Raw genomic sequence first — 20,440 nt, 5'->3', positions numbered from 1 at the left:
TGGTGCATATCTGCGTCGCACGGTAAAAGGACGGGTTCATGCCGGGTTCATAAAGGTGAGATCGATGTGCCCGGACAGTTCTAAGGCGGCCCCCACCCCGCTTGTTACGGTTAATCAACCGCACTGAGAGAACCCACGCGATGCCCGCAACCGGCAGCGGCACGGCCGCCGCACCGACCAGAACCTCGCCGATCACGCTCCAGTTCGCGCAGAAGGCGTTCATCGTCGCCGACGAGCGCCTGCTCCTGGTCCGCAAGTCCGAGAGCGACCCGTTCCACCCGGGCCGCTGGGAGGTGCCGGGCGGACGCCTGGAGATCGCCCAGGACCTCGACCTCGACGACCACATCCGCCGCGAGGTCTGGGAGGAGGTCGGGCTCAAGATCGATCCCGGCCCGCCGTTCCATCTGTGGCAGTGGTTCATGCCGGCCCGCGGCGAGCCCGCGCCCGCCCAGATCAGGGTGGTGGCGGCGGCCCGGGTGTGCGTGCCGGTGACGACCGAGATCACCATGGACCACCAGACGCCCGACGACCATCTGGACGAGAGCGTCTGGGTGCCGTTCGGCGAGCTGGGCTCCTACCCGCTCATCCCGAGCCTGCGCCCGGTGATGCGGGCGTTCCTGCGCCTGGGCCAGTAACCGGCCACCCGGCGGAGTGGGTCCCCAGCGGGTCACTGAGCAGGCCCGAATCGGGCATAAATCGGACATGGGCACGACCGAGGTCACGGCCAGCTCGCCCGTCCGCTGGCCCGGCCTGGACGGCGCCGATCGGCGCTTCTCCCTGGTGGTGATGGGCGACGTCTTCATCGAGGTACGCGCCGAGCTGCCCGGCACGCGCTTCGCCGCCGTCACCGAGGACCGGCTGGTCTACGCGGCGACCAGGGCCACCGTCGCCGGTACGGGCGTGAACCTCGCCCGCACCGCCACCCGCTACTTCCGGCGCACCGCGCTGCTGGCCAAGGTCGGCGACGACGACTACACGGCGGTGATCAGGCGGGAGCTGCGGCGGCTGCGCGTGCGCGACCTGCTGCGCGTCGAGCACCACAGCACCAACGGCGTCGCGGTCATGCTGCGCGACCAGTCGCCGGAACGCGGGGTACGGCTGCTCGTCGCGGGGCGCGACGGCCCCAACCGGCACCTCGGCGAGACCGACGTCCAGGGGGCGGCGAGCGAGATCCGCCGGGCCGACGTGCTCTTCATGGACGGCTACTCGCTGCTGGCCCCCGACTCGCGTGCCGCGCTGCGCGCCGCCGCGCGGGTGGCGCGGGAGGCGGGCACGCTGGTCGCCTTCGACCTGGTCCCGCACGACATCGACGCGCGGCTGCCCGCGACCGACGTCGTGCCGATCCTCGAACTGGCCGACGTCATCATCACCGAGGCGCCGTCGGTCGCGCGGCTGCTCGGGCGGCCGGAGCCGGTGGGGTCGGGCGAGGTCCGCGCGCTGCTGCCGGCGCTGGACCGGGCCGTCGCGGGCAGGCCGCTGTGGCTGCTGCGCTTCGGCGCCACCTCGCTGGAGCGGGTGCTGGCCCATCAGAGCGAACGAGTGAGGCTGGAGTACCCGAGCGGCTACGGAAGCGGGATCGAGCGGGCGGGCTACGGCGACCGGCTCGCCGCCTGCGAGCTCTACTGGTGGCTCTCCGCGCTCTCCTCGGCGTGACCCTCGGCATGACCCGTGCCCGCCCGGCTCGCCTCAGCCTGGACGGCGGCCGTCGCGCGCAGGATCTCCAGCGTGCGCAGGAACCGGGTCCGGCTGCCGGGAGTGGCGAACGACTGCTGCCAGCGCCACGGCCCGCCCGCGGGACGGCCCTCGTGACGTTCCAGCGCGACCATGGTGGCCCACCGCAGGAACTGGCTCGGCACGCCGTCGCTCGGGTGGACCGTCGCGCGGCCGCCCTCGTCGATCAGCGCGTACGAGCGGCGCGACCGGTAGTAGGCGCGCAGCGCGGCGCGTGAGGCGGGCGCGGCGGGCATGCCGTACCCCTCCGCCACGGCGCGCAGGCGCGGCCCCGCCGGCAGCAGATGCCAGTGCGCGTGGTCGATGCACGCGCCGCCGCCCTGCTCGGTCCCCGGCCCGTGCTCGAACAGCAGCAGCCCGTCGGTCCCGTACGCCGCACGGAACATCCCGTCGACCCGGTCGCGCCACCTGCGCGCGGCGGCCCACAGCCGCGCGTCGAACGCACCGGCGCAGGCGTGGTGCCTCGCCGTCACCAGCAGAAGATGCCCGTCCGACAAAGGCGCCAGATCGGGCATCAGCAAGAAGTCCGCGTCGGCCGCGAGCACCGAACCCGGCCCAGGAAGGTTCGCCATTTCGTTGAACCGGAATCGCAGGGGCGGGCAGAGCACGCAGTCCCGCCCCACATTCCTCCGCATCATGCGCACGACCACGCCTCTCCTCGCTCCCGACCCTCCTGACAGGCCCTCGTAACTCAGGGTGCCCAGAGAGCGTCATATGTGTTGGGTTCCGTGGATATACCCATCCATCACGATGGGTGCAGATTCATGACTTAAGGGGCACATAAGTCATAGAAGAACGATGAACCTAAAAACGCTCCCCGGACTGCTGGCGCCCCCACGCGAGGCCGCGCCGACCGCCATCGACATGGCCGTCCTCGGCGACCGCGTGAACGAGTCGCTCGACGTGCTGCGCGACTCCTACACGCCGAACGCCGCGCCCGGCATGGGCGGCGGCTGGTACCACGAACTGGCCCGCCCCGAACCCGGCACGACCGCGACCGCACTCGGCCTGCTGGCGTTCGTCGAGGCCGGACGTTCCTTCGAGCACTTCGACGAGTGCCTGGCCTTCCTCACCTCCCGGCAGACGACCTCGGCCGATCCGCTCAGGGACGGCGGCTGGGCGACCAAGACCAGCCTCGGCATGCCGGTCGTCGAGGCCACCGCGTGGATCGCGCGCCTGCTCGCCCGCGCGCGCTGTGACCTGCGGGAGGACGCCCCGGACGTGCGGCGCGCGTTCCGCTGGCTGATCCGCAACCAGAACAGCGACGGCGGCTGGGGCTCGCTGCTCGGCTCGCCCTCGCGGGTCTGGCTCACCTGCCTGGCGCTGCGCGCGCTGGTGCAGCTCAACCCGTACCACCCGTCGGTCGAACGCGGCGTCGAGTGGCTGACCGCCGACCGCACCGGGCACCGCCCCGCGTGGGGCGCCACACCGAACGCCGCGCCGACCGTCACGCACACCGCGTTCGCGCTGCTGACGCTGGCGGAGGTACGGCCGGGCGACCACGACGAACGGCTGCTGGCCGCCTACGACTGGCTGCTGCGGACCGTGGACTTCGACGACGACCACACCTGGATCGAGACCTACAACGTCTCCCCCAACGGCTCGGGCTCCAAGCCGATGTGGCGGCTGGCGCTGTGGCACTACGGGCTGCCGATCGCGCTGGCGGCGCTGCTGCGCGACCCGCGCGGCGTTCCGGGGGTCACGGTCAGCCGCGCGTTCCGCACGCTCACCCGCCAGGAGTTCACCGACCCGCGCGTGAACGGCATCCCGGGCGGCGGGCACTCGTCGCTGTGGACGCTGTGGTGGCGGATGGAGGCGCTCACCGCGCTGTCGCGGCAGCCGCTCGCCCATCCCGAGGACGTGCTGCACTGGCTGCCCGACGCCACGATCGTCCAGCGCGCGCACGCACGCAGCCTGCCCCTGCAGGCGCTGCTCCCCCGGCGCCCCCGCGTGGACGTGCTGCTGCTCATCCGCCGCTTCTGGACGACCCTGCTGCTGGCCGGGGTCGCGCTGCTGAGCCTGGTCGGCGTCGCGGTCGGCGCGTGGCACTGGCGCGACTTCTGGCTGAGCGTGAGCCTGCCGATCGTGCTCACGATCGTTCAGGAGGCGGCACGAAAACGGCGCCCGCCCCCGCCTACGGCCCGCTGAGCCCGGCCCGTCAGTCCGAGCAGTCGGTGGCCCGAGTCAGGCGGCGGCGCGCCGGGCCAGCTCGGCCTCGCCCGCGGCGCGCATCGCCTCGACCGGCACGTCGTCGCGTCCGGTCATCATCGCCACCTGCCGTACGGCCTGGTGGAGGAGCATCGGGAAGCCGCCGACCACGACGCCGCCCGCCTTCTCGACGGCGGCGCCCAGCGCGGTCGGCCAGGGCGCGTAGACGACGTCGAACACCGCGGCCCCCGAGGCCGCGACCCGCTCGGCCACGGCGTCGGCCGCACCGCCGGGCAGCGTGGAGACCACCAGGTCGACGGCCAGCAGGTCTTCCAGCCGATCGAGCGTGCCGATCCGCACGTCCAGGCCGAACCGTTCACCCACCTGCGCGGCCTCGCCGGCCCGCGCGGGATCGCGTACGGCCAGCGTGGCGACCCCTACGCCGAGCTGCGACAGCGCGGCCATCGCCGAGGCGGCGGTCGCGCCGCCGCCGAGGACCAGCGCCGAGCCGACGCCGCCGACGCCCGCCTCGTTCAGCGCCGTGACGACGCCGTAGACGTCGGTGTTGTCGCCCTGCCTGCGGCCGTCGCGCAGCACGATCGTGTTCGCGCCGCCGACCGCCACGGCCAGGTCGGACACGGTGTCGACCAGGCCGAGTGCGGTGCGCTTCAGCGGCATCGTCAGCGACAGCCCGGCCCACTCGCCGCCGAGCCCGTCCAGGAACCCGGCCAGCCCCTGCTCGTCGCACTCGAAGGCGTCGTAGGACCACTCGTCCAGCCCCATCGCCGCGTACGCCGCCCGATGCAGCACCGGCGACAGCGAATGGACGATGGGCGACCCCAGTACGGCTGCCCGGGACATGATGAGCTCGCTCTCAGTTCTCGGGGTGAGCCTTCAGCCACACGTCGAGCTTGGCCTTCATCCGCGTGAAGTCCTCGTTGGTCTCGCCGTACTCGGTGTAGCCGGTGGTGGGGTTGGTCGTGACGAAGTAGATCCACGGCCCGTCGGCGGGCTCCAGCGCCGCCTTCAGCGCGACCGCGCCCGGGCTGTCGATCGCGCCGACCGGCAGGCCCTTGACGTAGTACGTGCTGTAGGGCGACTTCACCGCGGTGTCCTTGTAGGACACGTGCAGGGTGCGCTTGTTGAGGGCGTACAGGACCGTCGTGTCCAGCTGCAGCTTGGTGCCCGCCTTGAGTCGGTTGTAGAGGACCCGCGCGATCTTCGGGTAGTCCTCCCTGGTGCCGCCCTCCGCCTGGAGCAGGCTCGCCAGCGTCACGAGCTGTCCGGGGTTCAGATGGACCTGCTTGGCCTTGTTGACCAGGTCGAGGTCGGCCGCCTCCTGCTTGAAGCGGTCCACCATCTGCTTGAGGATCTGCCCCGGGGTCGCGTTGGGGTTGATGTCGTAGCGACCCGGGAACAGGTAGCCCTCGACCTTGCCGCCCGCGTACGGAGGCAGCCCCAGAGTCTTCGGCCGGTCCGCGGCCGCCTGGAACTTGGCCGCCGAGATCCCGGTCTTCTTGGCCAGCAGCTGGTAGATCTCGCTGGCCCGCCGGCCCTCGGGAATGATGATCTGGTTGCCCGAGCGCGACTTGGGATCGAGCAGCAGGGCCATCGCGGCCTTCGACGACATGCGCAGGCGCATCTGGTAGAACCCCGGCTGGACGCTGCCGGCCTTGGGCTCCTTGCCGTAGACCTTCACGAACGCCCGGACGCTCTTGACCACGTCCTTGGCCTGGAGCGCGGTCCCGATCTGGGAGCCGTTGTCGCCCTCCTTGATCTGGACCGTGACATTGCCGGACCCGTCGCCGCTGTAGTCCGGCGGATGCAGCCTGTTGTCCAGCCAGGCGAAGCCGAAGACCCCCGCGGTGCCGACCAGCGCGACGATGAAGGCGAGCGCGAAGAAGAACGCCGCGCGGCCGCTGCGCTTGCGGCGCTTCTGCCGCTTGCGGGCGGTCCGCTGGTCGCGGCGGCCCGGGTGGTCGCCGGGGAGCGGGCCGCGCTCACCGTGCGGGTCTGAGAAGAGATCCAAATCGTTCATGAGCTTCCCCGGACGATCTCGCCTGGCGGACGCCCAGTCAACCGTTCGCCGTCCAGGGCGGCCTGGAGCAGCACCGCGGCCGCCGCCATGTCGACGACCTTGCGGCGCGCCTGACCGTGCACTCCACCGGCGCGCAGCCCGCTCTCGGCGGTGACGGTGGTGAGCCGCTCGTCGTAGAGACGGACGGCGACGTCCGGAGCGAGCCGGTCCGCGAGCAGCCCCGCGAACCGGCGCGCGTCCTGAGCCGCCGGGCCCTCACGGCCCGACAGCGAGGTGGGCAGGCCGACGACGACCTCGATGACCTCGTGCTCGGCGGCCAGCCCGGCCAGCAGGTCGAGGTCGCCCTTACCGCGCTTGACGGTCTCCAAGGGCGAGGCGAGGATCCCGCTCGGATCGCAGCGAGAGACTCCGATGCGGACGCTCCCGACGTCCACCCCGAGCCGAACGCCCTGCCTCATTGCCTCGCTCCGCTCAGCGGCTCACGGCGCCCTTCAGGCGCCGTCTTCCCTCGTCGCAGGCTCCTCAGTCCAGACGACGCCGCGCCGTGAGCGGTTCGCATGCCCCGTAGATCGTCGCTCACATGGCTCCAACTGCTCGTTCCACGGCGGCCAGCGCGTCCGGAACGGCGTCCGGGTTCGCGCCGCCGCCCTGGGCCAGGTCGTCCTTGCCGCCACCGCCGCCGCCGAGGGTCTTGGCGGCGACGCCGACCAGGGCGCCCGCCTTGATGCCGCGCTCCTTGGCGCCCTCGGTCACCGCGATCACCACGACCGGGCGGTCCTTGGGCACGCCGACGACCATGACCACGGCCGGGCGCGAGGTGAGCCGGCCGCGCACGTCCACGGCCAGCTTGCGCAGGTCGTCGGCGCCGGTGCCGTCGGGCGCGCGGTGGCCGACGAACGCCACGCCGTTCACGTCCTTGGCGCCGTCGGCGAGCTGCCCGGCGATCGCCAGGACCTGCTGGGACCGCAGCTTCTCCAGGTCCTTCTCGGCCTCGCGCAGCCGCGTGACCAGGCCGGAGACACGCTCGGGCAGCTCCTCCTTGCGCGTCTTCAGCTGCTCGGCCAGCTGGGCGACCAGCACGTTCTCCTTGGCCAGGAAGCGGAACGCGTCGATGCCGACCAGCGCCTCGACGCGGCGGATGCCGGCGCCGATGGACGACTCGCCGAGCACCTTGATCAGGCCGAGCTGCCCGGAGCGTGCCACGTGCGTACCGCCGCACAGCTCGCGGGAGTAGTCGCCGACCTCGACGACCCGCACCTCGTCGCCGTACTTCTCGCCGAACAGCGCCATCGCGCCCATCGCGCGGGCCTCGTCCAGCGAGGTGTGGAACGCGCGCACGTCCAGGTCGTTGATCAGCACGTCGTTCACCTCGTCCTCGACGTCGCGCAGCACGCTCACCGGCACGGCGCCCGAGGCGGTGAAGTCGAAGCGGAACCGGCCGGGCGAGTTCTCCGAGCCGGCCTGCGCCGCGGACTCGCCGAGCGCCCGCCGGAACCCGGCGTGCACCATGTGGGTCGCGGTGTGCGAGCGGGAGATCGCCCGCCGCCGGTCGGTGTCGATCTCGGCGAACGCGCTGTCGCCCGCCTGCGCCTCACCGCTGCGGACCACGCCGCGGTGCACGATCAGGCCCCCGAGCGGCGACTGCACGTCGGTGATCTCGATGACCGCGCCGTTGCCGAGCCGGATCACGCCGGTGTCGGCGAGCTGGCCGCCGCCCTCGGCGTAGAACGGCGTGCGGTCCAGGACGACCTCGACCTCGGAGCCCTCGCCCGCGGCCTGCACGTTGGCGCCGTTGACGAGCAGGCCGACCAGGCGGCCCTCGCCGATCACGTTGTTGTAGCCGATGAAGTCGACCGCGCCGCCGGCCTGGCCGAGCAGCTGGTCCAGCGCCGAGACGTCCAGGTTGCCGGTCTTCTTGTCCTGCGCGTCCTTCTTGGCCCGGTCCCGCTGCTCCTTCATGAGCCGGCGGAAGCCGTCCTCGTCGACCTGCAGGCCCTGCTCGGAGGCCATCTCCAGGGTCAGGTCGATCGGGAAGCCGTAGGTGTCGTGCAGCTTGAACGCCTGGTCGCCCGCCAGGCTCGGCTTGCCGGAGCGCTTGGTCTCCTCGACCGCCGCGTCGAAGATCGCGGTGCCGGTGCGCAGCGTCTGGAGGAAGGACTCCTCCTCGGCGTCGATCACCGTGTGGATGTTGGCGGCGGTCCGGATCAGGTCGGTGTACTGCTCGCCCATCGCCTTGATCGCGACCGAGGTCAGCTCGTGCATGAGCCCGGCCTCCTCGCCGCCCAGCAGCCGCAGGTTGCGGATGGAGCGGCGCAGGATGCGGCGCAGCACGTAGCCGCGGCCCTCGTTGCCGGGCCGGATGCCGTCGGCGACCATCATCATGCCGCTGCGCACGTGGTCGGCGATGACGCGCAGCGAGACGTCGGAGCGATGGTCGCGGCCGTACTTGGTGCCGGTGAGGTCGGCGGCCCGGTCCAGGACCTTCCAGAGCGTGTCGGTCTCGTAGATGTTGTCGACGCCCTGCAGGATGGCGGCCATCCGCTCCAGGCCCATGCCGGTGTCGATGTTCTTGGAGGGCAGCTCGCCGAGGATCGGGAAGTCGTCCTTGCCGGTGCCCGCGCCCCGCTCGAACTGCATGAAGACCAGGTTCCACACCTCGAGGTAGCGGTCCTCGTCGGCGACCGGTCCGCCCTCGCGCCCGTACTCGGGGCCGCGGTCGTAGTAGATCTCCGAGCAGGGGCCGCACGGGCCGGGCACGCCCATCGACCAGTAGTTGTCGGCCATGCCGCGACGCTGGATGCGCTCCAGCGGCACGCCGACCTTCTTGTGCCAGATCTCCTGGGCCTCGTCGTCATCGGTGTAGACGGTGGCCCAGAGCCTCTCCTCGGGGAAGCCGAAGCCCCCGTCGGCCTCCGACCGGGTGAGCAGGTCCCAGGCGAACGGGATCGCCTGCTCCTTGAAGTAGTCCCCGATCGAGAAGTTGCCCAGCATCTGGAAGAACGTGGCGTGCCGGGTGGTCTTGCCGACCTCCTCGATGTCCGGCGTGCGCACGCACTTCTGCGCGCTGGTCATCCGCGGCGACGGCGGCGTGCGCTGGCCGAGGAAGTACGGCTTGAACGGCACCATCCCGGCGTTGACCAGCAACAGGGTCGGATCCTCGGCGATCAGGCTGGCCGAGGGCACCACGGTGTGCCCGCGCTCTTCGAAGAACTTGAGGAAGCGGCGCGCGACCTCTGCCGACTCCATGATCAGTGGCCATCCTTGTCGTCGTTGCCGGAGCTTTCGATGATCTTGCTCTGGTCGATGGTGCTGTCGATGATCGTGTAACGGGCCTTCAGGACCCGGCGGGGCCGGGCGCCCTCCAGCTCGGGCGGAGCCTGGTCGAGCCTGGTGGCCTCCCGCAACTCCACTTCACGTGCCTGCATCTCGGTACGAACGTCATGGGCGAAGAGTTTCAATCGATCTCCGGCGCCGTGCCCGGCGGTCACCGCGCGCGCCGCCACGCCCTGGGGCGACCACTCGCGGGCGAACCGCTGCACCCGGCGCTTGGCCCGGTGGGTGGCGTAGACGCCGGCGCCAGCGCCGACCGACAGCCAGAACAGCCTCTTGGGGATCATCGGGTCACCGTCGGCCCTTGCCCGCGGCGCGGGCGGGCAGCTGCGGCCGGTCGTCACGGCCGTTGCCGGCGGCGCCCTCGGCGCGGGTGTTGCCCAGCGCCTTGCGCACGCCGTAGGAGAACGCGGCGGCCTTGACCAGCGGGCCGCCCACGACCGAGGTCATCACCGTGGTGACGGCCGACACGTTCTGGGTGACCCCGGCGACCTGCTTGGTGATCACGTCGGTCCGGCCCAGCTGCTCGTTGGCGCGCTGGACGGTCCGGTTCATGTCGTCAAGGAGCGGTCCGGCCTGCTCTCCGATGTCGGACACCACCTTGCTGGCCTCGCCGAGCAGGCGGCTGAGCTTGAGCAGGGTGAGGGCGATGAAGGCCACGAGAATCGCCCAGAACACGGCCACGATGAGGCCTGCCAGTTCTGCACCAGTCAGCATCAGGGCTTTCCGTTCGCTGTGTATGTCTCGGGTAGCGGTGTGTGTCTCGGGCCGGGCTGGTCAGACACCCTACCGTGGTGTCGCGCCCGTGCCGGGGAAGGCTATCGGGCTCAGGTGACCAATCGCGGGATCAGGCGTTCTCACGGGGCCGGGCGTCCTGTCGATCAGCCTTTTCCCGTGCCGTGTCCAGTGCCGCCTCCCGTGCCGCTTCCTGTGCCGCGCAGCACCGAGCGGATCCGCTCCAGCACCTCCGAGAAGCGTCCCTCGGCACCGTGTCTGGTGGGGCGGTAGTACTCACGGCCCTGAACGGCGTCGGGCGCGTACTGCTGGCGTACCACCCCGCCGGGATGGTCATGCGCGTATTTGTACCCGGCGCCGTGACCTATCTTCGCGGCGCCCTTGTAGTGCGCGTCGCGCAGGTGGCCGGGCACCGGCCCGACCAGGCCCTTGCGGACGTCGCCGATGGCCTCGCCGATGGCGGTGACCACGGCGTTGGACTTGGGCGCCAGCGACAGGTGGATCACCGCGTGCGCCAGGTTGATCTGCGCCTCCGGCAGCCCGATCAGCTCGACCGCCTGGGCGGCGGCCGTCGCGGTCTGCAGGGCGGTCGGGTCGGCCATGCCGACGTCCTCGCTGGCCAGGATCACCAGCCGGCGGGCGATGAACCTGGGGTCCTCCCCCGCCTCGATCATCCGGGCCAGGTAGTGCAGCCCGGCGTCGACGTCGCTGCCGCGGATGCTCTTGATGAACGCGCTGATCACGTCGTAGTGCTGGTCGCCCTCGCGGTCGTAGCGGACCGCGGCCCGGTCGACCGCCTTCTCCAGCACCTCCGGCGTGATCGTCTCGCCGTCGTCGACGACCAGGGCGGCCGCCTCGAGGTAGGTGAGGGTGCGGCGGGCGTCGCCGCCCGCCAGGCGGATCAGGTGGTCCTCGGCGGGATTGTCGAGCGTCACCGTGCCGTTCAGGCCCCGCTCGTCGGTGAGCGCCCGGTCGATCACCTCGCGCAGCTCGTCCTCGCCGAGCGGCTCCAGGGTGAGCAGCAGCGAGCGCGACAGCAGCGGGCTGATCACCGAGAAGAACGGGTTCTCGGTGGTGGCGCCGATGAACGAGACCCAGCGGTTCTCCACGGCGGGCAGCAGGGCGTCCTGCTGGGCCTTGTTGAAGCGGTGGACCTCGTCGACGAACAGCACGGTCTGGCGGCCGGCCATGCCGAGCTCGCGGCGGGCCAGGTCGATCTCGGCCCGGACCCGCTTCACGCCGTCGCTGACCGCCGAGATCTCCACGAACCGGCGCTTGGTGGCCATGCTGACCACGGTCGCCAGGGTGGTCTTGCCGGTGCCGGGCGGGCCCCACAGGATCAGCGACATCGGCACGTCGCGGTCGACCAGCTGGCGGATGGGCGTGCCGGGGCCCAGCAGGTGGCCCTGGCCGACGACCTCGTCCAGCCCGCGCGGCCGCATCCGTACGGCCAGGGGCTGGGCACCGTCGGGCAGCGAGGCCGGTACCCCCGCCGGGGCCGCGGTACGCGCCGCCGCGGGGACCTCCTCGGAGGGATCGTCGAAGAGGCCCTCACTCTGCCCCGGTTCCGCCTTGCTCACCCTTCGAGGTTATCCCGGCGTGCGGACATTCCTGTCCGCACGCCGGGCTAGGGTGATCGGGAACCCCCCGACGGAGAACGACGTTGATTCCGAGCGTGACCGAGACCGGCGAAACGGCCAGGCGCCGACGCCACGGGCTTGCTGCGCTGCTCGTGGCGCTGTTCGCCGTCGCCGGGCTCGTCTTCGCCTACGGGCTGGGGCACGCGCCGCCGATGCGGGTCTGCACCGAGCACTCCACCAGCGTTCCGTCGGACGTCGCCGCCCTGCTCGCCCCCGGCGGGCAAGGAGGGCATTCGGCGGGCCACGCTCCAGGGGCCTCCCTGAGGAAGGCGGCCCTGGGGCACGGCTTCGGGCACACCGCGGCGTCGGGCGCCAAGGCGCCCATGAAGCCGCCGCCGCTGAGCCCGGCGGGCGGCTGCCTCGGCCTCGCCGTTCTCCTCGGGCTCCTGGCCCTCGGGCTGGCCGCTCTGCCGCGCCGGTCCGGCGGCCTGCTGCCCGCGCGATTCGGCTGGCTGGTCGGGCCGCCCCGGCAGTGGACACCCTTCTCGGCCCCGCCGGGATCTCTCCAGGTTCTTCGGCTGTGAGAACGCAGCGTCCTTCGCTGCCGTACTCCCATCCGAACATCCCGAGAGGTCTCCCTCATGTCCAAGAACGCCCGCAACCGCGTTCAGGCGCAGAGCGCCCGTGAACGCCTTCAGCAGCAGAACGCCCTGACCGAGCGCACCATCCCCTGGGGCGGCATCGCCTTCTTCGGGGTCATCGGCGTGATCGTCATCGTCGCGATCGGCTACGCCGTCCTGCAGACCCGGCCCGACAAAAAGTCCTCGGCCTCCGCAGACTCCGCCAACACCGCGCTGACCGGTGTGGTGAGCAAGAACGAGCCCAACCGCAACCACGTCTCCGGCTCGGTCAAGTACGACTCGACCCCGCCCATGGGCGGCGACCACGACCCGATGTGGCAGAACTGCGACGGCCGCGTCTACGACAGCCCCCTGCGCAACGAGAACGCCGTCCACTCCCTGGAGCACGGGGCGGTCTGGATCACCTACAAGCCCGGCCTGGCCGCCGCCCAGGTGGACAAGCTGAAGAGCAAGGTCAACCGGACCGACTACACCCTCATGAGCCCCTATCCGGGCCTGGACGCCTCGATCGTGCTCTCGGCATGGGGAAAGCAGCTGAAGCTCCAGGACGCCTCTGACGGCCGTGTGGACGCCTTCCTGAAGGAGTTCGTCAAGGGCCAGCAGACGCCCGAGCCCGGCGCCGCCTGCACCGGGGCCAAGGACACCCCGTGAGCGAGCCCGGGGCAGGGGCCGAGGGCCAAGCCGCGGAGGAGCCTCAGGCCGCCGTGGCCGGGCCCTCGACGGTCGTCCGGCAGGCACCGCGAGGGCGCCGGGTGACCGTCGTCCTCGCGGTGCTGGTCCTGATCGTGGCCGGGGCGTTCGTGGCGCTGCGGGCGACGGGCTCGGACCGGCCGGGCACCGACAGCCCCGAGGCCGGGTTCGCCCGCGACATGAGCACCCACCACTCCCAGGCCGTGGAGATGTCGTTCATCGTCCGGGACCGGACCAAGGACGCGCCGACGCGGCTCCTGGCGTACGACATCATCAACACCCAGCGCGCCCAGATCGGCATGATGACCGCCTGGCTGGACGACTGGGGCCTCCCCCAGGCCGACCCGGCCGGGCGGATGCGCTGGATGAGCGGGCACGCGGGGCATTCGGGCACCGCCGCCCCGGCCGCCGCGGACGGGGCGATCATGCCGGGCATGGCCACCAGGACTCAACTGGCCGAGCTCGGGAGGCTGTCGGGCAAGGACGCCGAGGTGTTCTACCTGCGGCTGATGATCGCCCACCACCGGGCGGGCGTGGACATGGCCCAGGCAGCCCTGACGCTCTCGCGCCGCCCACAGGTCAGGCGGCTCGCCCAGACGATGGTGGACGGGCAGAAGTCGGAGATCGCCCTGATGAACACCATGCTCGCCGAACGCGGCGCCGCCGCCCGCTGACGGCCCGCGCCGGAGACGGGGGCGGGCGACCTTGTCGATATCGCTTGACAGGAAGGTCTTGGCGCGGGTCACTGACCACCATGGCTCAGAAACTCAGCGGCTACCACCGGGCACTCGACCTCTTCGAGGGAGTGGTCGGCGGCGTCGCCCGGGACGGCTGGGACGCGGCGACGCCGTGCTCCGGCTGGACCGCCCGGGACGTCGCCGGCCACATGATCGGCGGGCAGCATCTGATCCGAGCCCTGGCGACCGGTGGCACGCCGCCGGACGTCAACACCGACCCCGGCCGGTACTGCACCGGAGACCCGCTGCTGGCCTGGCGCACGGCGCGCAAGGAGACCGAGGCGGAGCTGACCCAGCAGGCGCTCGGCCGTCAGGTGCCGTTCGGCGCGCTCGGCGACCTGCCGCTCAGCGACTTCCTGGGCGGCTACGCGCTGGAGCCGCTGATCCACACCTGGGACCTGGCGACGGCGTCCGGGCAGCCGGACAGGCTCGACCCCGACCTGGTGCACCACGGCTTCGCCACCGCGCACATCATCGGCGGCGCGCTGCGTGCCGCCGAGCAGCTCGGCCCGGCGCTCACCCCGCCGCGCGGAGCCGACGAGCAGACCCGGCTGCTGGCCTTCCTGGGCCGCAAGTCCTTCTGACCGGTCCTCCGGGGAGGAACGGTCAGGAGAACTCGGCGAGGGTGCGCTCGGCCTCTTCAAGCCAGGCGCGCCGCGCCTCCAGGGCCTCCTCGGCGTCCCGCACGTCCCTGTCGCGGCCGGCGGCGCGGGCCTTGTCCAGCCGCTTCTCCAGCTGCTCGATGGAGTTGCGCAGCTGCGCCACCGTGGCCTCGGCGCGCGCACGCGCCTCGGGGTTGGTGCGCCGCCACTCCGACTCCTCGGCGCCGCGGATCGTCTCCTCGATCTTGCGGAGGCGGCCCTCCAGGCGGTCGCGCTGGTCGCGCGGCACCATGCCGGCCGCCTCCCAGCGCTCCTGGATCTGGCGCAGCTGCTGGCGGGCCTGCCGAACGTCCTTGACCGGCAGCAGCCGCTCGGCCTCGGCGAGGATCTTCTCCTTCTCGTCCGCGTGCACGCGGAACTCGGCGTCGCGCTCGGCGAACGCGGCGCTGCGCGCGGAGAAGAAGGTGTCCTGGGCGCCCTTGAAGCGGGACCACAGGTCCTCTTCGGCGTCCCGTGCGGCGCGTCCGGCCAGCTTCCAGCGGCGCATCAGGTCGCGGTAGGCGGCGGCGGTCTCGGACCAGTCGGTCGAGCCGGTCATCGACTCGGCCTCGGTGACCAGCCGCTCCTTCTCCTTGCGGGCCTCCTCGCGCTGGTCGTCCAGCGTGGCGAAGTAGACCTTGCGGCGCTTGGTGAAGGCGTTGCGTGCGGCGGACAGGCGCTTCCAGAGGGCGGTCTCGGTCGGCCGGTCGATCCGCTCGGCCGCCTTCCACTCCTCCACCAGCTGGCGCAGGCGCTCGCCGCCGTTCTTCCAGTGCGTCTCCTCGGCGGCGATCCGCTCCGCCTCGCCGACGATCCGCTCCTTGATCTCGCGGGCCTCGTGCCGGGCGTGCTCGCGCTGCGCCTTCACCTGCTCACGGCGCTTGCCGACCGCCTCGGTCAGCACCTCCAGCCGCTTCACCAGGGCCTCGAGGTCGCCGACGCAGTGGGCGTCGGTCACCGCCTCGCGGAGCCGCTGGATGCTCTGCTGGGCCTGCGAGGGCTGCAGGTCGGTGGTGCGGACTCGCTGTTCGAGGAGGCCGATCTCGGTGGCGAGCGCGTCGTACTTGCGCTTGAAGTAGGCCAGGGCCTCCTCCGGAGCGCCTGCCTGCCAGGATCCGACGACCCGTTCACCGTCCGTCGTCTTGACGTAGACGGTGCCTTCCTCGTCCACCCGGCCCCAGGGATCGGTCGCGCTGGACACCCTTGCCTCCCGCATCACGGGTCCGGTCGATTCCCATTCAGACCGGACCCTCCACACCTTAATGTCCCGACGCCCTATTTCTTGGCGATCGCGACGTCCTGGACAGTGACCTTCTTCTTCGGTTCGCCGGTGCCGTCCTCGCCCGCCTTCGCGACCCCGGCCTTGGCGACGCCCTCGAGCATGTCGATACCCGAAGTGATCTTGCCGAACACCGTGTAGTCGGGTGAAAGCTGAGAGTCGCCGTACACCAGGAAGAACTGGCTGCCGTTGGTGCCGGGGCCCGCGTTGGCCATGGCCAGCGTGCCCTTGGTGTACTTGGCGCCCTCGGTGTTCTCATTGGCGAACTGGTAGCCGGGACCGCCGCTGCCGCTGCCGGTCGGGTCACCGCACTGCAGCATCTGCAGGCCCTGGCTCGTCGACAGCCGGTGACAGTGGCTGCCGTCCCAGTACTTCTTCTTGGCGAGGAAGGCGAACGAGTTCACCGCGCAGGGCGCCTTCTTGCCGTCCAGCTCCAGCCCGATGTCGCCCTGGCTGGTCTTGATGGTGGCGTTGACGACGTCGTTGTAGACGGGCTTCGCCGGGGGCGTGCTCTTGTCCTTCAGCGCGCCGGACTCCTGGGAGGCGGTGTAGCTGCACTCCCCGGCCTTGGCGCTCGCGGGCGTGCTGGGCGTGGCTCCGGCGCCGGCCGCGTTGTTCTTGCCCTTGTCCTTGTTCTTGTCGTCACCGGAGGCGGACATGGCGACAATGGTCGTGGCGCCGGCCGCGATCACCACGACCGCGACCACGGCCCCAGCGATCTTCGTGCGCCGAGCCCGCGCCTCCCGGGCGAGCCGGGCCTGTTCCTGGCGCTCATAGCGCTGCCGCGCGAGCTCCTTCTTACGGTCCTTCCCCGCCACGTGCCTGCCCCTCCGCTGTGATCAGGTGAACGTGCAGCGCATAGTAGCGGTACTGACTGAAAGGTTGTGCCATACCGGACTCTCCCGCGACACGGCGATCCTTGGATCTCGTTCGCGGAGGCCAGGGCCGCGCCGGTACCCTCAGGACTGCCGCCATATGCCTGCTTGGCTCTCAGACTGGCCAGAAGACTGGCTTGAAGGAAGGACGACCGTGCTCGTCGCCGGGTTCCCCGCTGGTTCGTTCGCCGCGAACTGCTACCTCGTGGCGCCCGCCGCCGGCGAGGAGTGCGTGATCATCGACCCGGGCGAGGGGGCCGAGGCCGGGATCGACGAGATCATCCGCGAGCACCGGCTCAAGCCGGTCGCGGTGCTGCTCACGCACGGCCACATCGACCACGTCTGGTCGGTCGCCCCGGTCTGCGGCGCCAAGGACGTCCCCGCCTATATCCACCCCGACGACCGCGAGCTGCTGAGCGATCCGGCCAAGGGCTTCCCGCTGGCCGCCAAGCAGCAGCTGCTCGGCGGGCTGACCTTCAGCGAGCCCGACGACGTCAAGGAGCTGTCGGACGGCGCGGTGATGCGGCTGGCCGGTCTGGAGTTCACGGTGGACCACGCCCCGGGCCATACGCCCGGGTCGGTGACGTTCCGGACCCCCAAGACCGAGCAGCTGCCCGATGTGATCTTCACCGGGGACCTGCTGTTCCAGGGGTCGATCGGCCGCACCGACCTGCCGGGCGGCTCGTACGAGGAGATCCTCAAGAGCCTGTCGCGGGTCTGCCTCTCCCTTCCGGACGAGGCGGCCGTCCTGCCCGGCCACGGCGATCAGACCACCATCGGCCGCGAGCGCGCCGCCAATCCGTTCCTATCCCCGCTTTCTTCGGGGGGTACAGGGGGGTCGTCCCCCCTGAAAGGCACAGATCTGGCGCCCTCCGACGGCCCTCACAAGGGATTCTGACCTCAAAGATCATGAGTTCTAGCTTTCAGGCCCCCAAGGGGGTCAAGGAGTACGTGCCGCCGCGCGCGGACCTTTTCTACGCCATCCGGCAGGCGTTCGCCGAGCAGGCCCGGCTGGCCGGTTACGGCTATCTGGAAATGGCCGTCTTCGAGGACACCACGCTCTTCAAGCGGGGCGTCGGCGAGTCCACCGACGTGGTCAGCAAGGAGATGTACACCTTCGAGGACCGCGGCGGGCGCTCCCTGACGCTGCGGCCCGAGTTCACCGCGGGCGTGCTGCGCTCGGTGCTGGAGCACAACCTCCACAAGGAGGGCGGCCTGCCGGTCAAGGTCTGGACCACCGGCCCGGCGTTCCGCGCCGAACGGCCTCAGGAGGGCCGCTACCGACAGTTCTACCAGCTCGACCTGGAGGCGATCGGCAGCGAGGACCCGCAGGTCGACGCCGAGACGATCGCGATCGCGTGGAACTGGTACCAGGGTCTCGGCCTGCGCCAGGTCCGGCTGCTGCTGAACTCCCTCGGCTGCAAGGAGTGCCGTCCCGCCTACCGGACCCGGCTGCAGGAGTTCCTGCGCGGCCTGGACCTGGACGAGGCCACCCGCGCCCGCATCGAGATCAACCCGCTGCGCGTCCTGGACGACAAGCGCCCGGACGTCCGGGCTCGGCTCGAGGGCGCCCCACTGATGGCCGACCACCTGTGCGGGGCCTGCAAGGCCCACTACGACCGGGTCAGGGAGCTGCTGGGCGACCTCGGCATCCCGTGGGAGGACACCCCCACCCTGGTGCGCGGGCTGGACTACTACACCCGGACGACCTTCGAGTTCGACCACCCGCTGCTCGGCGCCCAGTCGGGCATCGGCGGCGGCGGGCGCTACGACGGCCTGTCGGAGGACATCGGCGGTCCCCCGCTGCCCGGCATCGGCTTCGGGCTCGGCCTGGACCGTACGATCCTGGCCCTGGAGGCCGAGGGCGCGCAGTTCAGCGCCCCGCCCCGCTGCGAGGTGTTCGGCGTCCCGATCGGCGACGAGGCCGAACGCACGATCTTCGGCCTGGTGGCCGACCTGCGCCGCGCCGGGATCGCCGCGGACATGGCGTACGGGGGCAAGAAGCTGAAGGGCGCCATGAAGGACGCCGACCGGTCCGGGGCCCGCTACGCGCTGATCCTCGGCGAGCGAGATATCGCCGCCGGGTCCGTCCAGCTGAAGGACCTGGCCGAGGGCGACCAGAGCGCGGTGCCGCTCACCGAGATCACTTCGACGTTGAAGGAAAGGCTTTCACGATGATCCGCTCGCACGAGGCGGGGACGCTCCGCAAGGAGCACGCCGGGCAGCAGGTGACGCTGGCCGGATGGGTGGCCCGGCGCCGCGACCACGGCGGCGTCACGTTCATCGACCTGCGCGACGCCTCCGGCACCGCGCAGGTCGTCTTCCGCGAGGAGGACGCGGCGCACGACCTCCGCTCTGAGTTCTGCGTCCGGGTGACCGGCGAGGTCCGGGTGCGGCCCGAGGGCAACGAGAACCCCGAGCTCCCCACCGGCGAGATCGAGGTCTCCGCGATCGAGATCGAGGTGCTGTCGGAGGCCGCGCCGCTGCCGTTCCCGATCGAGGGCGACGTCAACGTCAACGAGGAGGTCCGGCTCAGGTACCGCTACCTCGACATCCGCCGCGAGCAGGTCGCCCGTGCCCTCAAGCTCCGGTCCGAGGGCCAGTTCATCGTGGGCGACGTCCTGCGCGGCCACGGCTTCGTGAACGTCGAGACGCCCACCCTGACCCGTTCCACGCCCGAGGGCGCGCGCGACTTCCTCGTGCCGGTCCGCCTGAAGCCGGGCCACTGGTACGCCCTCCCCCAGTCGCCGCAGCTGTTCAAGCAGCTGCTCATGGTCGGCGGCCTGGAGCGCTACTACCAGATCGCCCGCTGCTACCGGGACGAGGACTTCCGCGCCGACCGGCAGCCGGAGTTCACCCAGATCGACATCGAGATGTCGTTCGTCGACCAGGACGACGTCTTCCAGGTCGGCGAGGACCTGGTGGCGCGCCTCTGGAAGGACCTCGCCGACTACGAGATCCCGCGGCCGATCCCCCACATCACCTACGCCGACGCCATGGCGCGCTACGGCTCGGACAAGCCGGACCTGCGCTTCGGCAACGAGCTGACCGACATGACGGCCTACTTCGCCGACACCACGTTCCGCGTCTTCCAGGCCCCCTACGTCGGCGCGGTCGTGATGCCCGGCGGCGCGTCCCAGACCCGCAAGGAGCTGGACGGCTGGCAGGACTGGGCCAAGGCCCGCGGCGCCCGCGGCCTCGCCTACGTGCTCGTCCAGGAGGACGGCGCCCTGGGCGGCCCGGTCGCCAAGAACCTGTCCGACGCCGAGAAGGAAGGCCTCGCCGCCAAGACGGGCGCCAAGACCGGCGACGCGATCTTCTTCGGCGCGGGCAAGCCGCACTCGACCCGCGAGCTCCTCGGCGCGGCCCGCCTGGAGATCGGCCGCCGCTGCGAGCTGATCGACGAGTCCGCGTGGGCCTTCTGCTGGGTCGTGGACGCCCCGAACTTCGAGCCCGTCGAGGACGACAAGGGCGAGCAGATCGGCTGGACCTCCGTCCACCATCCGTTCACCGCGCCCAAGGCCGAGTACGCCGACACCTTCCAGGACGACCCGGGCTCCGCGCTCGCCAACGCCTACGACATCGTCTGCAACGGCAACGAGATCGGCGGCGGCTCCATCCGTATCCACCGCGCCGAGATGCAGCAGCGCGTCTTCGACGTGCTCGGCCTTTCCAAGGAGGACGCCGAGTCCAAGTTCGGTTTCCTCCTGGAGGCGTTCAAGTTCGGTCCCCCGCCCCACGGCGGCATCGCCTTCGGCTGGGACCGCGTCGTGACCCTCCTCGCCGGTCAGGACTCCATCCGCGACGTGATCGCCTTCCCGAAGGCCGCGTCCGGCTACGACCCGCTCACCGCCGCGCCCACGCCCATCACCGAGCAGCAGCGTAAGGAAGCCGGCGTCGACATCCGCCCCGAGGACCTGGAAGAAGCCGAGAAGGCCGAGAAGGAAGCGAAGGCCGAGAAGGCCTGACCCCGGGCGTACCAGCGAAAGGCCCCGCATCCGATGGCGGATTCTCG

General features: G+C 71.3%; 20 protein-coding genes. 10 read left to right on the top strand and 10 right to left on the bottom strand.

What is annotated here, in order from left to right; translation table 11 throughout:
* Positions 1-140: 140 nt before the first annotated feature.
* Complete coding sequence (locus J4573_RS37250; protein ID WP_208260801.1) at positions 141-635, top strand: NUDIX domain-containing protein; 495 nt, start codon at positions 141-143, stop codon at positions 633-635.
* A gap of 67 nt (positions 636-702) precedes the next feature.
* Positions 703-1,653, top strand: coding sequence for a PfkB family carbohydrate kinase (locus J4573_RS37245; protein ID WP_208260800.1), 951 nt, complete (start codon positions 703-705; stop codon positions 1,651-1,653).
* Here the strand turns inward: J4573_RS37245 and J4573_RS37240 are convergent.
* Positions 1,620-2,303 carry an HIT family protein gene (locus tag J4573_RS37240; RefSeq protein ID WP_208260799.1) on the bottom strand — a complete coding sequence of 228 codons (684 nt, stop codon included), beginning with the start codon at positions 2,301-2,303 and terminating at the stop codon, positions 1,620-1,622. The genes J4573_RS37245 and J4573_RS37240 overlap by 34 nt on opposite strands.
* A 226-nt stretch (positions 2,304-2,529) precedes the next feature.
* Between J4573_RS37240 and J4573_RS37235 the strand changes: the two genes are divergently transcribed.
* Complete coding sequence (locus J4573_RS37235; RefSeq protein WP_208260798.1) at positions 2,530-3,879, top strand: prenyltransferase/squalene oxidase repeat-containing protein; 1,350 nt, start codon at positions 2,530-2,532, stop codon at positions 3,877-3,879.
* 36 nt (positions 3,880-3,915) lie between these two features.
* Here the strand turns inward: J4573_RS37235 and J4573_RS37230 are convergent, their stop codons facing one another.
* The 7 genes from J4573_RS37230 to J4573_RS37200 form a co-directional block, all read right to left on the bottom strand.
* A complete protein-coding gene (locus tag J4573_RS37230; protein ID WP_208260797.1) occupies positions 3,916-4,740 on the bottom strand; it encodes a shikimate dehydrogenase in 825 nt (274 codons plus the stop codon).
* Between the two features lie 13 nt (positions 4,741-4,753).
* Positions 4,754-5,917 (bottom strand): endolytic transglycosylase MltG, encoded by a 1,164-nt coding sequence (mltG, locus tag J4573_RS37225; protein WP_208260796.1) that lies wholly within the window; start codon positions 5,915-5,917, stop codon positions 4,754-4,756.
* Positions 5,914-6,375: a Holliday junction resolvase RuvX gene (gene ruvX / locus J4573_RS37220; protein WP_208260795.1), complete on the bottom strand. Its 462-nt coding sequence runs from the start codon at positions 6,373-6,375 to the stop codon at positions 5,914-5,916. The genes mltG and ruvX overlap by 4 nt, the downstream gene beginning before the upstream one ends.
* A 118-nt stretch (positions 6,376-6,493) precedes the next feature.
* Positions 6,494-9,163 carry an alanine--tRNA ligase gene (alaS, locus tag J4573_RS37215; RefSeq protein ID WP_208260794.1) on the bottom strand — a complete coding sequence of 890 codons (2,670 nt, stop codon included), beginning with the start codon at positions 9,161-9,163 and terminating at the stop codon, positions 6,494-6,496.
* Between the two features lie 2 nt (positions 9,164-9,165).
* The gene (locus J4573_RS37210) at positions 9,166-9,534 is read right to left on the bottom strand and encodes a hypothetical protein (protein ID WP_243774168.1); all 369 of its coding nucleotides are present in this window, start codon (positions 9,532-9,534) and stop codon (positions 9,166-9,168) included.
* A 4-nt stretch (positions 9,535-9,538) separates the two neighbouring features.
* Positions 9,539-9,964 carry a DUF948 domain-containing protein gene (locus J4573_RS37205; protein ID WP_208260793.1) on the bottom strand — a complete coding sequence of 142 codons (426 nt, stop codon included), beginning with the start codon at positions 9,962-9,964 and terminating at the stop codon, positions 9,539-9,541.
* Positions 9,965-10,128: 164 nt separating this feature from the next.
* Positions 10,129-11,424, bottom strand: a complete 1,296-nt coding sequence (locus J4573_RS37200; protein ID WP_208260883.1) for a replication-associated recombination protein A — start codon at positions 11,422-11,424, stop codon at positions 10,129-10,131.
* Between the two features lie 233 nt (positions 11,425-11,657).
* Between J4573_RS37200 and J4573_RS37195 the strand changes: the two genes are divergently transcribed.
* From J4573_RS37195 to J4573_RS37180, 4 genes are all read left to right on the top strand, one after another.
* A complete protein-coding gene (locus J4573_RS37195) occupies positions 11,658-12,146 on the top strand; it encodes a hypothetical protein (RefSeq protein WP_208260792.1) in 489 nt (162 codons plus the stop codon).
* Between the two features lie 57 nt (positions 12,147-12,203).
* Positions 12,204-12,854 carry a thioredoxin-like domain-containing protein gene (locus tag J4573_RS37190; protein WP_208260791.1) on the top strand — a complete coding sequence of 217 codons (651 nt, stop codon included), beginning with the start codon at positions 12,204-12,206 and terminating at the stop codon, positions 12,852-12,854.
* Entirely contained in the window at positions 12,851-13,567 is a 717-nt protein-coding gene (locus J4573_RS37185) for a DUF305 domain-containing protein (protein WP_307797202.1), read from the top strand. The genes J4573_RS37190 and J4573_RS37185 overlap by 4 nt, the downstream gene beginning before the upstream one ends.
* An 80-nt stretch (positions 13,568-13,647) precedes the next feature.
* Entirely contained in the window at positions 13,648-14,214 is a 567-nt protein-coding gene (locus tag J4573_RS37180) for a TIGR03086 family metal-binding protein (RefSeq protein ID WP_208260790.1), read from the top strand.
* 22 nt (positions 14,215-14,236) lie between these two features.
* On the opposite strand, the gene J4573_RS37175 is transcribed toward J4573_RS37180, so the two are convergent.
* Both J4573_RS37175 and J4573_RS37170 read right to left on the bottom strand, forming a co-directional pair.
* Entirely contained in the window at positions 14,237-15,487 is a 1,251-nt protein-coding gene (locus J4573_RS37175) for a DUF349 domain-containing protein (RefSeq protein WP_208260789.1), read from the bottom strand.
* A 59-nt stretch (positions 15,488-15,546) separates the two neighbouring features.
* Positions 15,547-16,368 carry a peptidylprolyl isomerase gene (locus J4573_RS37170; protein ID WP_208260788.1) on the bottom strand — a complete coding sequence of 274 codons (822 nt, stop codon included), beginning with the start codon at positions 16,366-16,368 and terminating at the stop codon, positions 15,547-15,549.
* A gap of 211 nt (positions 16,369-16,579) precedes the next feature.
* Between J4573_RS37170 and J4573_RS37165 the strand changes: the two genes are divergently transcribed.
* Genes J4573_RS37165 through aspS form a run of 3 tightly spaced genes read left to right on the top strand, consistent with a single transcriptional unit; the run spans position 16,580 to position 20,393 of the window.
* A complete protein-coding gene (locus J4573_RS37165; protein WP_208260787.1) occupies positions 16,580-17,323 on the top strand; it encodes an MBL fold metallo-hydrolase in 744 nt (247 codons plus the stop codon).
* Between the two features lie 11 nt (positions 17,324-17,334).
* Positions 17,335-18,603 carry a histidine--tRNA ligase gene (gene hisS, locus J4573_RS37160; protein WP_208260786.1) on the top strand — a complete coding sequence of 423 codons (1,269 nt, stop codon included), beginning with the start codon at positions 17,335-17,337 and terminating at the stop codon, positions 18,601-18,603.
* Positions 18,600-20,393 (top strand): aspartate--tRNA ligase, encoded by a 1,794-nt coding sequence (gene aspS / locus J4573_RS37155; protein WP_208260785.1) that lies wholly within the window; start codon positions 18,600-18,602, stop codon positions 20,391-20,393. Before hisS ends, aspS begins: the two co-directional genes overlap by 4 nt.
* The last annotated feature ends 47 nt before the right edge of the window (positions 20,394-20,440 follow it).

Source organism: Actinomadura barringtoniae (genome assembly GCF_017573505.1).
Lineage (GTDB): Bacteria > Actinomycetota > Actinomycetes > Streptosporangiales > Streptosporangiaceae > Spirillospora > Spirillospora barringtoniae.
Note: the sequence above shows the minus strand (reverse complement) of the source record. Positions and strands in the feature narration are given on the sequence as shown.

Bases quoted from the DNA above. Each gene is read 5' to 3' on its own strand.
- hisS (WP_208260786.1), top strand. From the start codon at position 17,335: ATGAGTTCTAGCTTTCAGGCCCCCAAGGGGGTCAAGGAGTACGTGCCG.
- J4573_RS37180 (WP_208260790.1), top strand. From the start codon at position 13,648: ATGGCTCAGAAACTCAGCGGCTACCACCGGGCACTCGACCTCTTCGAG.
- J4573_RS37205 (WP_208260793.1), bottom strand. From the start codon at position 9,964: ATGCTGACTGGTGCAGAACTGGCAGGCCTCATCGTGGCCGTGTTCTGG.
- J4573_RS37245 (WP_208260800.1), top strand. From the start codon at position 703: ATGGGCACGACCGAGGTCACGGCCAGCTCGCCCGTCCGCTGGCCCGGC.
- alaS (WP_208260794.1), bottom strand. From the start codon at position 9,163: ATGGAGTCGGCAGAGGTCGCGCGCCGCTTCCTCAAGTTCTTCGAAGAG.
- ruvX (WP_208260795.1), bottom strand. From the start codon at position 6,375: ATGAGGCAGGGCGTTCGGCTCGGGGTGGACGTCGGGAGCGTCCGCATC.
- J4573_RS37175 (WP_208260789.1), bottom strand. From the start codon at position 15,487: ATGCGGGAGGCAAGGGTGTCCAGCGCGACCGATCCCTGGGGCCGGGTG.
- J4573_RS37200 (WP_208260883.1), bottom strand. From the start codon at position 11,424: ATGCGGCCGCGCGGGCTGGACGAGGTCGTCGGCCAGGGCCACCTGCTG.
- J4573_RS37210 (WP_243774168.1), bottom strand. From the start codon at position 9,534: ATGATCCCCAAGAGGCTGTTCTGGCTGTCGGTCGGCGCTGGCGCCGGC.
- J4573_RS37190 (WP_208260791.1), top strand. From the start codon at position 12,204: ATGTCCAAGAACGCCCGCAACCGCGTTCAGGCGCAGAGCGCCCGTGAA.
- J4573_RS37230 (WP_208260797.1), bottom strand. From the start codon at position 4,740: ATGTCCCGGGCAGCCGTACTGGGGTCGCCCATCGTCCATTCGCTGTCG.
- aspS (WP_208260785.1), top strand. From the start codon at position 18,600: ATGATCCGCTCGCACGAGGCGGGGACGCTCCGCAAGGAGCACGCCGGG.
- J4573_RS37235 (WP_208260798.1), top strand. From the start codon at position 2,530: ATGAACCTAAAAACGCTCCCCGGACTGCTGGCGCCCCCACGCGAGGCC.
- J4573_RS37250 (WP_208260801.1), top strand. From the start codon at position 141: ATGCCCGCAACCGGCAGCGGCACGGCCGCCGCACCGACCAGAACCTCG.
- J4573_RS37240 (WP_208260799.1), bottom strand. From the start codon at position 2,303: ATGGCGAACCTTCCTGGGCCGGGTTCGGTGCTCGCGGCCGACGCGGAC.
- mltG (WP_208260796.1), bottom strand. From the start codon at position 5,917: ATGAACGATTTGGATCTCTTCTCAGACCCGCACGGTGAGCGCGGCCCG.